The sequence below is a fragment of the Sorangium sp. So ce1014 genome (genome assembly GCF_051521505.1).
Taxonomy (GTDB): Bacteria; Myxococcota_A; Polyangia; order Polyangiales; family Polyangiaceae; genus Sorangium.
Window position 1 is genome coordinate 4043784 of sequence record NZ_CP150356.1, and the last position, 12241, is coordinate 4056024.

10 protein-coding genes are annotated in these 12241 nt (G+C 73.0%); 2 read left to right on the plus strand and 8 right to left on the minus strand.

All coding sequences use genetic code 11. From position 1 onward, the window contains the following. Both WME75_RS15350 and WME75_RS15355 read right to left on the minus strand, forming a co-directional pair. Entirely contained in the window at positions 1-1575 is a 1575-nt protein-coding gene (locus tag WME75_RS15350; RefSeq protein ID WP_437491276.1) for a hypothetical protein, read from the minus strand. Positions 1576-1801: 226 nt separating this feature from the next. Next, positions 1802-2473 carry a hypothetical protein gene (locus WME75_RS15355; RefSeq protein ID WP_437491278.1) on the minus strand — a complete coding sequence of 224 codons (672 nt, stop codon included), beginning with the start codon at positions 2471-2473 and terminating at the stop codon, positions 1802-1804. 694 nt (positions 2474-3167) lie between these two features. On the opposite strand from WME75_RS15355, the gene grxD reads away from it, so the two are divergent. Continuing rightward, positions 3168-3482: a Grx4 family monothiol glutaredoxin gene (gene grxD, locus WME75_RS15360; protein ID WP_437491280.1), complete on the plus strand. Its 315-nt coding sequence runs from the start codon at positions 3168-3170 to the stop codon at positions 3480-3482. Here the strand turns inward: grxD and WME75_RS15365 are convergent. Both WME75_RS15365 and WME75_RS15370 read right to left on the minus strand, forming a co-directional pair. Then, on the minus strand, positions 3479-4255 hold the full coding sequence (locus tag WME75_RS15365; protein ID WP_437491283.1) for a uracil-DNA glycosylase: 777 nt from the start codon (positions 4253-4255) through the stop codon (positions 3479-3481). The two genes, grxD and WME75_RS15365, sit on opposite strands and share 4 nt — an antisense overlap. Next, on the minus strand, positions 4252-5490 hold the full coding sequence (locus WME75_RS15370) for an esterase/lipase family protein (protein ID WP_437491286.1): 1239 nt from the start codon (positions 5488-5490) through the stop codon (positions 4252-4254). The genes WME75_RS15365 and WME75_RS15370 overlap by 4 nt, the downstream gene beginning before the upstream one ends. A 130-nt stretch (positions 5491-5620) precedes the next feature. Here WME75_RS15370 and WME75_RS15375 point away from each other — a divergent pair, with 130 nt between their 5' ends. Continuing rightward, positions 5621-6835 (plus strand): hypothetical protein, encoded by a 1215-nt coding sequence (locus tag WME75_RS15375; RefSeq protein WP_437491289.1) that lies wholly within the window; start codon positions 5621-5623, stop codon positions 6833-6835. Positions 6836-6839: 4 nt separating this feature from the next. Here WME75_RS15375 and WME75_RS15380 read toward each other — a convergent pair whose 3' ends face one another. From WME75_RS15380 to WME75_RS15395, 4 genes are all read right to left on the minus strand, one after another. Then, positions 6840-7442: an adenine phosphoribosyltransferase gene (locus WME75_RS15380; protein ID WP_437491292.1), complete on the minus strand. Its 603-nt coding sequence runs from the start codon at positions 7440-7442 to the stop codon at positions 6840-6842. Between the two features lie 38 nt (positions 7443-7480). After that, on the minus strand, positions 7481-8257 hold the full coding sequence (gene surE / locus WME75_RS15385) for a 5'/3'-nucleotidase SurE (protein ID WP_437491294.1): 777 nt from the start codon (positions 8255-8257) through the stop codon (positions 7481-7483). Between the two features lie 24 nt (positions 8258-8281). Next, positions 8282-9898 carry an aldehyde dehydrogenase family protein gene (locus WME75_RS15390; protein WP_437491297.1) on the minus strand — a complete coding sequence of 539 codons (1617 nt, stop codon included), beginning with the start codon at positions 9896-9898 and terminating at the stop codon, positions 8282-8284. Between the two features lie 99 nt (positions 9899-9997). Beyond that, complete coding sequence (locus WME75_RS15395) at positions 9998-12241, minus strand: hypothetical protein (protein ID WP_437491300.1); 2244 nt, start codon at positions 12239-12241, stop codon at positions 9998-10000.

Sequence of the window (12241 nt, forward strand, 5' to 3'; positions counted from 1 at the left end):
TTAGTCTGCGATGACGTCGGTGGACACCGCGTTCACCTGCCCCTCGACGCTCACCTCCTCGCCGTCTCCGTAGCGGATGGTTCCGAGCCAGTCTGCCGTCCAGGCGATCGGCGCCGCTGCGCTGTTGACCTGCGCCGGCCCCGAGGCGTTCACGACGATCTCGCCGATCAGCCCGGCGGTCTCCGAGGCGTCCATGCCCTCGCGCCAGAGGAGCTTGAGCCCGCCTGCGCAGAGCATCGCCATGCAGTCGCTGTTGCAGCCGGCGTAGCCGCCGAGCAGCTCGCCGAGCGCCGAGCATTCCGCTCCATCGGCGAGCGCCGCAGGGACGGACTCCGCCGTCGTCTCCACTGCAGCCCCGAGCCCGACCGCGCCGCCGATGTAACGGCTCGGCACCCACGAGAGCGTCCCGGAGAGGCGGAGCACATCGCCGGGATCCGCTGTCCACGACATGAGCTGCTCCGGCGGTACGCCCGCGCTGTCGGCGGTCACGCTGCCGAGCCAGCTCGCCTCGAAGACCGCGCTTCCCGGCATTTTTTCCAGCCCGCTCAGATGGCCGTCGATCGCGAGCGGCGTATCCGCGAGCCCGGCGCGGGCCCATCCACGACACCTGTTGCGCAGGGGGATCGGGAGCGCGGCGAGGTGCGCCTGCGCCGCCGCGTCCCAGCCGCGCTCGACCCGTTGCGCAGCGAACGCGCCTGCCTGCACCGCCGGCGCCGCGCGCTGCATGGCGTCGAGCAGGGACGCGGCTTCCGCGCCGGCGGGCAAAAAGGCGTCGACCAGCTGCTCGGTCGCCGCCTCGAGCCATGCGTTCAGCCCATCGTCCGTCACGAGCGTCAGCTTCGTGTTGAGGCGCGTCGCCGCCAGGTGGATGGGCAGGTCCTTGATCGGGACGTACACGTCGCGCGCGGACCCGGCTTGCAGCTCCCGCTCGCCCACGCAACCCCACATGATCCGGCCGCTGTGGAGCGCGATGGTGAGGCTCGGCCCCACAGGAGCGCCCTCGACGACGACCGGCTCGTCCGGACCGCCGTGCGCCACGAGCGCACCGATGGGCGCCTGGGGTGCGGCCGTTGCGAGCTCCTCGCATGTGGACTCCGCGACAACGCTCGCGGTCCAGCTCTTCGCGACGCGCGTGCCCTGGTAAACCGGGATGACGCGCAGCGTGCCGAAGCCCTCCGCGCTCACCGACACGCCGAGCTCGGCGACCGGGCCATTCTTCGTGGCGGCGCGGAGTCGGAACGTGCTCCCCAGGTTCGAGGCGTGGAGCTGGACCGAGGCCCTGCCGTTGTCGTCCGCGATGGCCGTGGTGCGGTCGACCCATGCGCCCGCGGCCTCGCCGAGGAGGGTGAAGCTGATCTCGTACGGCGCGGGCGGCTGGCCCGTGATCCAGAGCGTGCGCAGCTCCCCCGGCACGAGCTGAAGCGTCCCTTGCTGCTCGAACGCCAGCGTTCCCGGCCGAGGGATATCCGGGGGAACATCGGCGTCCTCTGCCGACCCGTCGGCCAGACGAAGCGAGCAGGACGCCAGTCCGACCAGGACAATCCGGAGCGCCCAGTGCTTCGAAGGCAAGTTCACCCGTGGAGTGTACCTCGCACCTCCCCTGGCGAAAAGCCGAGGACGGAGCACATGGCGGCTCACCCGGCGAGCCGTGGCCAGCGACGCTGCCGATCGTTGGCGCGCGAGGTCAGCGGGCGCACACCGACGAGCCCGCGAGCAACGCCGGGGTCCCGCGAGGCGCGAACGGCGGCGCCGCGCGGGACCCCGGAATGCGTGGCAGGCGGCGTCGAGCCGCAGAATGCGGCTACTTCACGTAGATCTGGGCGACGGCGAGGCCAGCGCCCCGGACGGTCATGATGGCCTTCGCCGGGCCGCCGACGGGGAGCGGGTTCTTGAAGCACTGCCCCTTGCCGCCGAGCGTGGCGTTCGGTCCGGTGGTGTTGTCCTGCGAGAGCACCACCGGCGGCAGCATCGGCGCGGGCTGCGCGACGATCTGCAGGTTGAGCTCCTGGACGCCGAGGCCCACGCCGATGACCGAGTAGCACTTGCCCGGCTGGATGTTGAACGGCTGCTCGAGCGTCTGGCCGTCCTGGAACTGCCCGGCAAAGGCGCCGCCTTCGGGCTGCATGCCCTGGACCTCGGAGGCCGCCATGGCCGTGAGCACCGGGGTCGCGGCGCTTACCGCCGCGGGCGCGATCGGGGTCGCCTGCCCGGTGCTCGTGCCCGTCTGCGTCGGGGCGGGGGTTGTCGTGGGGGTCGTGGGGGCAGGCTGCGTATATCCCGGCTGGGTGGTCGGCTGACCGTACTGGCCCGGCTGCTGGGTGGTCGGACCGTACTGCCCGGGGGGGTACTGGCCGGGCGGGGCCCCGTACTGGTTCTGCATCTGCGACGGGTTGTTCGGCTCCGGGTCGCTGCCTCCGCAGGCGAGGGGCGCGAGGCCGAGCAGGGCCGCAGGGATGAGGACGTACAAGCGCATACGAGGCTCCTTCAGGGTTGTGCGGGGTGAGGCCACGACATTGGGACGCTCGCCGCACCCGCGGCGGCTCACGGCCGCTGGTCACGGGCGGTAAGACGGCTGCGGTGGGGGCGTGTTCTACAACGACTTGGCGGCGCGAGGCCAGACGCTGAGGTGCGGGCAGGCTGAAGCGTGCAGAGCCAGCGGAAAGCGGAGGTCGCCGCGGCTGGGCCGCGGACCGAGGAGCACGTTGCCGACCGGCGTGCGATCTCCCGTGCCCACGGAGAGGAGGGCACCGCATCGCGTCGACGATGCCACGGGTCTCCCAGGCTGCGGCCGTTCGACCCTCGCCGGATGCGCTGAGCCCGCCTGGCGTCCCAGCGCGCCGCTGCGTTGAACGCAAGGAGGCACCCCGCCGTCGCCGCATCCGCCCGCGGGGCGCATCCGCCCGCGGGGCGCGCACCGGCCCCCTACCTCGCCGCACTGGAAACCCTGCGGCGCTTTCGCCCAGTTGACGCGGGCGAAAGGCGACACCAAAAACCCCGTCCACAACTGCGCGTCCGGGGCACGGCGGTCACGTGGTCCGCCTGGCGATCCAAGGCCGATACCGCGAGCCCCGCCGGCCGGCCCATGCGCGGTCCGGCAGGCACGCGCCGCTTCCCTGTAGATTGAACAACGGGCGATCCCGCTCGCGGCGGGAGATCAGGAACGAGCCATGAGCGACATCCACCAGGCGATCAAGGATACCGTCGAGAGCAACCGCGTCGTCCTCTTCATGAAGGGCACCAAGACCTTCCCGCAATGCGGCTTCTCGGCCCGGGCCGTCGACATCCTGAAGAAGTGCGGCGTGGAGTTCAAAGACGTCAATGTTCTGAGCGACCCCTCGCTGCGCGAGGGAATCAAGGACTACTCGCAGTGGCCGACGATCCCGCAGGTCTACGTGGACGGGAAGTTCGTGGGCGGCTCCGACATCCTGATGGAGATGTTCCAGTCGGGCGATCTGCAGAAGATCCTGTCGAAGCAGGGCTAGCCGCCGGATCGCTCCAGGGCACGCAACCCCGCTGCCTCCAGGGCGCGGCGCAGGACCGCGTCGAACATGTCGCCGGTGAGCCGCCCGGTCTGGGTGTTCTGCTGGCTCACGTGGTAGCTGCCGAAGAGCCGCGCCTCCCCGGCGCCGCCGCGCGGGTCGGGGAGGCGCGCCTCCACGCCGTGCGCGAACGGAGGGAGGTGCGGGGCAGCGTCGGCGCTGCGCTGCGCGCGCTCACCGGCGGCGAACGCGCCGCGCGAACGGGCGAGCGCGCCGACGGCGTCGTAGCCGATCTTGCCGAGCGCGAGGTAGACGCGCGCGCGGTGCAGTGCCGCGAGCTCTCTCTCGATCCAGCCGCGGCACGCCGCGAGCTCGGCGGGCATCGGCTTGTTGTCCGGGGGAGCGCAGTGGCAGGGGGCGGTGATGAACACGCCCTCGAGCGAGAGCCCATCGTCGCGCGCGGTGCTCGTCGGCTGGGAGGCGAGCCCCGCTCGAAAGAGCGCCGCGTAGAGGAAGTCACCCGAGCGATCGCCCGTGAACATCCGGCCGGTGCGGTTCGCGCCGTGCGCCGCCGGAGCCAGCCCGACGATCACGAGCGGCGCATCCGGATCGCCGAAGCCTGGCACGGGGCGACCCCAGTAGGTCTGGTCCCGGTAAGCGCGCCGCTTCTCCCGCGCGATGTCCTCGCGCCACGCCACGAGCCGCGGGCACCGACGGCACGCTACGAGCTCCGTCGTGATCTGCTGGAGCGCGCGCGCTGCGCCGCCGCCGCTCACGCGACGGGCTCTCCGCTCGATCCCGTTGAGGCGTCGCCCTGCGCCATGTCCAGAGCGCGCTCCACCACGCGCGTCTCCACGACCACGCGCGGCGGCGCCGCCGCGCTGCTCTGCTCGCCGGCCACCATCCCGGTCACGATCCGGTCGAGCACCGCGTCGAAGCGCAGGCGATTGAAGCGCGCGCCGCTCGCCAGCCAGTCGATGTGCCCGCCTTTGCCCGGAAAGTGGCCGACGATATCCAGGTGGTCGGCCTTGCCGGCCCAGATGAGGTCCCCCCAGACCTGCGAGGCGAGCGGGACCACGCCGTCGTTGGCGTCCGGCGGCGGCAGCTCGCCGAGGACGCTCGCGAGCTTCTGCTCGATCGAGCCGTCATGCGAGCGACACGGGTAGTGCTCGTTCAGTCGAGCCGTGATGTTCGAGAGCGCGGTGAAGAGGGCGGCCGACATCGCGCCCCACGGCGAGCGGAGCGCCGACACCCAGTCGCGGACGGCGTTGCGCGGCGCGTACGTCGCGACGCTCTGGTAGCGCAGGCCCGCGCGATCTACCAGGCCGGCGTGGAGCAGGTCCATCGCCTCGGGCATGAGCTGGACGATGGCGCCCTGGTCGTCGCGCAGGAGCTTCAGCCAGGCGCGCAGCTCGCGGCTCGAGGCGTCGTCGAGCACGCGGATGAAGCTCTCGATCGCGCGATCGATGAGCTCGATCTCGAAGAAGCCGAGCTGCGCCCGGCCGAACGCGGCGACGAGCGCAGACGCGGCAGCGAGCGGCGGCGCGCCGAGCTTGAGGCCCGCCACCGTGAGCGCCGTGACGGCGTAGAGGAGGCGCTGGCCGCTCACCGTGGCGAAGAACGCGGCGAGCGGCGTGCCGAAGTGAGGCGTGTTGATCGTGGTGACGGACCGCAGCCGGCTCGTCCAGCCGAGCCGGCGGTGCGCGTTCCCGGGCAGGCGCACCGTGGGTGAGGCGACGAGGCGGGCGTCGAGGCCTCCCGTCGAGTGGCCGACGATGTGGATCGGACCACCGTCGTCCCCGGCGCTCTCGTCCACGAGGCGGGCGAGCTTCGCGGCACGGCGGAGGATGGAGGCCGTCGGATGCACCTCGCAGACGTGGATCTCGACGATGCGGCCGCGATCACGGAAGCGCTCCTCGAGCGCTCGGATGAAATGCTCGAAGTACTCGAGGGAGGCGAGGGTCGCGAAGCCGAACATGCCTGGCGATAGGTAGACGCGCGTCTTCTGCACGCGTGAGAATGTGCCATTTTCATCGCCCCTCCGTGGCATTTCCCGCGCCGGCCGCGTCCGCGCCCGCAAGCCCTGGCGCCCCGCGAAGAAGCGGCGGCATGCTGGCCGCAAATCCGGGTAACCTGCGATCGTGGACGACTCCAGCGCGCGGGAAATCGAAGCGGCTGTCCAGGAGGCCTTGGGCCTGTTCGGGACCTCGGGCGCGGTGAGCGTTCAGGGAAGGCAGATCGCGCTGCATGGGCGCGGGGCGCCGGTGGCGATCGATCTGGAGCAGCTGGTCGAGCAGTGGCCGCTCCTGCCGCGGGACCTGCGCACGCGCAAGGCGTCCGACCTGGCGCGGCGGCTCGCGCAGGCGCACCGCGCGGTCAGCTCGCTGGCCCCGCCGGCGCCGACCGTGCCGATCCGGCCGGCGCGGCACGTCGTGATCCCGATCGGCGCGGTGGTGCTCGCGGTCGTCGGCGTGCTCGTCGCGGTGCGCCTGCTTCGATCGCGGGAGACGCCGGCCGCGTTGCCGGCAGCGCCGGAGACGGCCGTCGGCGAGGACGCGGCGCGGAACGCGCGCACCTGCGAGGCGGCGCGCAAGCGCATCTACTCGGGTGCATCGATGGGACCGTTCGAGCTCGCTGGCTGGGTCGCCGAGCTCTGGCTGGCGACGCCCCGCGGCGGCGGCGCGGCGCAGGCCGCCGCCGGTGCCGCGGGGCAGGACACCCTGTCCGCCGAGTCCGTAGGGCTCGGCGCGTTCATCTCCCAGGGGAAGCTGACAGCGGCCGCTGACGCCGAGCTCGCGGCGATCACCGACGGGCTCGTCGAGATCGTCCCCGGGTTCGACGAGGAGGAGGCGGGGCGCTCGCCGTCGTGGCGCGCGATCACCGCGCGGTTCTCCAGCGGGTACGCGCGGGCCTACTTCGATCCCGCGCTCCGGGCGCGCTTCGTCGCGCTCGCCGACCGCATGGCCGATGGCGCGAGCGCCGAGCTCGGCGCCCTGTACGCGCGCTGCGCGCACCTGCCTTATCACGACGCAGGCGCCTGGTTCCGCGGCCCGGATCCGGCCGCTGTGGCGACGGCGCTCGTCTATGCGTCCGGCGTCTTCGCCGAGATGCCGGCGGTCGATCGAGGGGCGCTGGCCGCGCTGCGAGGGGCTGGACCGATCGACGCGCTGCGAGGCGCCGGCGCCTCGCTCGACGCGGCGAGCCTGGGCAAGCTCGTGGGGGCGCACGGCGGCGGCATCACGAAGGGCGGGGCGGGCCCCGTCGTCATCACGTTCCCTGTCGGCGGGCCGACCCGGGCGACCAGCGCGAGCCGCATCGTTGCGCGCAAGCTGCAGGTCGGCGTGGGGCAGGACTGAACGATCACTCGCCCGCGGCGAAGTGCACGATCGAGTAGACCCGGGCCGCGTCGCCGGCGCGCTGGGCGAGGAGCGCCCGGCCGCCGAGGAAGTCGAGCTCGACGACGAAGGCGAAGCCGGCGACCTCGCCGCCCTGCTTGCGCGCGAGCTCCGCGGCGGCCGAGGCCGTGCCGCCGGTCGCGAGCAGGTCGTCCACGACGAGGACCCTGGCGCCGGGCTTGATCGACCCCTTGTGCATCTCCAGCTCCGCCGTGCCGTACTCGAGCGCGTACGCCACCCGATCGGCCGCGGCCGGGAGCTTGCCGGGCTTGCGCACGGGCACGAAGCTCGCGTTGAGCCGGGCCGACAGCGCGCCGCCGAAGATGAAGCCCCGGGACTCGACGCCGACCACGACGTCGACGTGCTCCCCGATGTAACGCTGGGCCAGGAGATCCAGCGTGATGTGGAGCGCCCGCGGGTCGGCGAGGAGCGGCGTGATGTCCTTGAAGAGGATGCCCGGCTTCGGAAAATCCGGGACGTTGCGGAGGTGGGCCTTGAGGTAGCGGAGCGCGTGCTCGGAGGGCAGGGCGTCGTGGTTGAACATGGCGCCGAGCGTAGGCGAGCGCACCCGAGCCGGAAAGCGCTGCCAGGGCGACGCGCGCGCCGTCAGCCGGTGCGACCGTCGTTGAGCTCCGCGGCGAGCTGGCGCGCGACGCCCTCGTGCTGCGCCGCGAACAGGTCGAGCGTCAGCGGGGTGACGCTGACGGCGCCCTCGTCGTAGGCCTCGGTGTCCGAGCCGGGGACGAGGTCGTGGCGTACGCCTGCGCCGCCGATCCAGAGGTACTCGTGCCCGCGGGGATCCCGGCGAAAGATCACCTCTTCGGTGTAGAGGCGCGCGCCGATGCGCGTGGCGCGCACGGGCCAGCTGCTGCCCGCGGGGATGTTGACGTTGAGCAGCGGCGCCGGCCGGCGCCCCTCCGGCCCGGCGGCGCGGTGGAGGGCGAGGGCGAGCTTCACGCCGAGCGCCGCCGCGGCCGGGCGCGACGCGCCCGCGTCGGCGGAGAGCGCGATCGAGGGGATGCCGCGGAGCGCTCCTTCGCGCGCTGCGGCCACGGTGCCCGAGTAGAAGATGTCCGAGCCCAGGTTGAGCCCATGGTTCATGCCCGACACGACCAGATCCGGGCGGCGCGGCAGCACGCGCGTGCCGGCGTGGAGGGCGACATAGATGCAGTCGGCGGGCGTCCCGTCGACCGCGAACACGCCGGGCGCGGCCTCCAGCAGCCGGAGGACGCGGTGCAGGCTCAGGGAGTGGCTCGTCGCGCTCTGGTTGACCGCGGGGGCGCACACCACCACGTCGGCGTGCAGGGCGAGCTCGTCGCGTACCGCGATCAGACCCGGGGCCGAGTAGCCGTCGTCGTTGGAGAGGAGGATCAGAGGGCGCATGCGTTTCGCTCGATGGCCTCCGCATCAGCGGCCGAGCAGGCGCCTCGCGAACGCGGCGACGAGCTCGACCAGGGCGCTGATGCGGCCGAAGAACCCGGCTCCACCTCGCGCCCGCGCCATCGCGAAGGCGACGGTCCGGAGCGCCGGAGTATAAGGATACCACCACAGCTCGCGCTTCGCTCTGCTGCGGTCCTCGAGGAAGAAGCGCGGCCGCGTCAGGCCCGAGAGCGCGTGCGGGCTGCTCGTGATGCCGGAGCCGCTGTCGCCCGTCCCCGTCCACGGAGCGGCCGGGAGCGCGCCCGTGAAGCCGTGATTGTTGATCGTCACCACGCCCGAGCGCAGCCGCCGTGCGAGCGCGTGGGCTCGCTCGTAGCCGCGGGTCCAGAGGCTCGTCGTGAGCGCGAAGCGTGACGCGTTGGTGCGGGCGATCGCCTCCTCGGCGTTCTTCACGACCATGACGGGGAGGATGGGGCCGAAGGTCTCGTCCTGGAGCAGCGGCGTGTCCTCGCGCTCGATCTTGACGACCGTCGGCGGGAAGGCGAGCGATCCAGCTTCCGGCGCGCCGCCGGCGAGGACTTCCGCCCCGCTCTCGACGGCCGCGTCGAGCTGATGCCGCACGATCTCGGCCTGCCGCGCGGTCGTCATCGGCCCGACGTCGACGCCGGCTCGGAGCTGCCCGGTGAGCGCGACGACGCGTGCGATGAAGCGGTCCGCGATCGCCTGCTCGACGTAGACGCGTTCGATGGAAGCGCAGTTCTGTCCGGCGTTCGTGAAGGCACCCCAGACGACGCCGTGCGCGGCGCGCTCCAGGTCGCAGTCGTCCAGCACGATGGCGCTGTCCTTGCCGCCCAGCTCCAGCGACGTCGGGACGAGGCGCTCGGCGCACGCGACGGCGACTTTCTTACCGGTGGCGACGCTGCCGGTGAAGACGACGAGATCGACGCCGGCCTCGATGAGCGCGGCGCCGACGTCGCTGCCGCCTTGGGCGACGCCGAGGACACCCTCCGGGAGCAGCCCGTCGAACAGCGACGCCACGAGCGCGCCGGCGCGCGGCGTGACCTCGCTCGGCTTGAAGACCACCGCGTTGCCCGCGAGCAGCGCCGGCACGATCGTGCGCAGCGGGATCGCGACGGGGTAGTTCCAGGGCGTGATAAGCGCGACGACGCCGCGCGGATCCCTCCGGATACGGCCGACTTTGCCGGGATAGGCGAGCGCGTCGAGATCGACGGGGGACTCGTCGAGCAGCTCCTCGATGGACAGGGTCCAGTAGTCGACGAGATCGGCGTTCGGCAGCACCTCGGCCAGCGCGGCCTCCTCGATCGGCTTGCCGCACTCGCGATGCAGGAGCGCTGCGATCTCTTCGGCCCGCGCGAGCAGGCGCTTCTTGACCCTCGCGATGAGCTCTGCCCGCTCCCGGATCGGGATCTCGGCCCAGGTGACCTGCGCCGCCCGCGCCCTCTCGACGATCATCGCGACGGCGCTGGGCTCTGTTCCCGCGACGTCGCCGAGGGGCTCTCCTCCTGCCGGACTGCGCGTCGGGAAGGGTCCAGCGCTCGTCGTCCTGCCGGACGCCGGCGAGCCCGCCGCTTCGCTCGCCGCCGCAAATGCCTCGCCGGGTAGGGCAGCTGTCTTGGATTCCATGGGGCGCCGAGCCTAGCACCGCGCTTCTGCCCCCCTGCAGGGCGTGTGGCCGCCCTCGAGGTGGCAGGGGTTCTTGAGCAGAGCAGCGCGGGGGGGTTGCTACGGAGCGGGGTCGGCCGTCGAGGCGGGAGGCGTGGTCTCTTCGGCGGGGGCCGGCGCCGAGCCCTCGTCGTCAGGAGCGGCGGTGCCGGCGGGCTTGGCTTTCCGCTTGGCCGGCTGGTCCGGCGACGGGGTTGCCACGGTGGCCGCGATCGACAGGACCGTCTTCTTGCGGCAGCCGACGATGACCGCTTGACCCGAGGAGAGCCACGCGGGGCTCGACACCTTCTCCGTCGTCAATTTGCCGAGCCGCACGTAACGCGTCCCGCAGGGCACGTCGAGCGTCTCTCCCGTACTTCCGGCGAGCGAGCCGTTCACGTACACGGATGCCTGCTGGGGCGAGTTGACCAAGAGATGGCCACGATTCGGCGGCAGATCGTCGGCGCTACCCGCAGCAGGCGCCGAGGTCTCGGCAGGCGCCGCGGTCTCGGTCGGCGCCGCGGTCTCGGCCGGCGCCGGTGCGACCGCGGTCTCGGCCGGCGCCGGTGCGACCGCGGTCTCGGCGGGCGCGGCGGTCGGCGTCTGAGCCGTCGTCGGAGGCTGCTCCGTCACGTCCTGCGTTGCGCCCGGGGTGGTGTCGGGGACGACGTTCGGGAGGGGCGCGGGCTCGGAGCCGAACAACCCGAGCCGATGCGCAACCGCTGCGCCGCCCACGAGGAGCGCCACGGCCGCGATGAGGATGCCCACGCGGGAACGCGGGCGCGGAGACGGGCGATCGGTGACGCTGACGTCGGCGGGCGGACGCGCGGTGACGCGCTCGGACGGTTTCAGCCCCTGCTCCGTGGTGATGGGCGGGTCCTTGGTGATGACCTTCGGGAGGAGATCGCGATCGACCGGCTTCGACCTGGACTTGCGATCCGCTTCCTCGCTCGCGTCCTTGGGCAGCACCCCCGGCGGCGCCTCGACGGTCTCTTGATCCTGGACCGAGCGCGCGATCGCCTGGGCCTCGGACCGCGCGGATCGCACGGCCGTCTCCTCGTCTTCAAGGCCTTCGGGGCGAGAGCGAATGACGGTGGCCTCGTCCTCGAGCATGCCGCGGATCACGGTCGGCTCGTCGTCGACCATGTCGCGGCTGAACTCGCGCTCGGTGGCAGGCTCTCCGAACGGGCGCCGTGTGGCCGCGGCGACCGGCTCCGCCTTGGGGGTGACCGGCTCAGCGGTGGACGCCGCGCGGACCGCGTCCAGCGCGAAGGCGCCTTCCTTCCCGACCGGCGTGGTCGTGGCGGGCGCCTCGGCGCGGTCGGGGAACGACCTGCGCTCGGCGCGCGCCTCGTGCGCCGCGGCTTCCGGCGTCGGCCTGCGCTCGGCGGGGATCTTCAGCGCTGCAGCCGACCTCTGCGCGGGCGCCGGCTCGTCGGGGAGGAGCCCCGCGAACGAGAGCTCGCTGTCGCTCTCCACGACCTTCGTCCTTCCCGCGGTGTCCTCGTGCGGGAAGAAAGGCTTCGTTTCTGCGCGCGGGCTGGAGCCGCGGGCGGGGGGCACTGCCGGACCGGCAGCGAGCGCGTCCCTGCCCTGGCCTGACCTGGCGGCCGGCGCTGTGACCTTGGCCGCGGGTCGGGTCGCCTCTCTCGGCCTGGGCTCGGCGGGCTCCGCGGGCGGGCGGAAGGTCTCCTGGGGGCCGGCGTCACGGGCTTCGACCCGGGGATCGAGCGAGGCCCCGGGCCTCGCGGCCGACTTCCCGGGGGAGCTGGGAGGCGGCGCCGGAATCCGCGCCGGGGTCGTGGCCGCCGGCTTGCCGGCCGGCGCTTTGGCTGCGCTCGCGGCGGGCGTGGCCGCTGCGGCCATCTTCACCGCAGGCTGTGGCGGCGTCTTCGCAGCAGGCTGCTGCGGCGCCTTCGCGACCGCGGACGGCTGTCTCGCGACGCCGGCGGCCGCGGTCTGCGGCGCCTGAGCGGCGGGCGGCGCGGCAAGCTGGCCGCCGGGCAGGCCCGAACCGTCGATGCTGCCGACGTCGTCCAGGAACGGCTCGGGGGCGCGCGGCGCGGACGGTCCGCCCACGGCGACCGCGCTGGCCGCCCCTGCCGGCCGTGCTTCGTTCGCCGGCGACGTATCTGCCGCGATCAACCTGGCGTCGGGCAAGGCCGCGCCCGCCGTGTCGTTGGCGATGGCGCCGGGCGCCTCGCCGCGGTGCGGGACGAGCTCCGCGGAGACCGGGAGCTGCGACCGGGTTCGAGGCGCAGCGGTGTTCCGCTGCACCCGCTGGAGGAGCGCTTCGAGGGTGGCGACTTTTTCTGCGACGTTCAC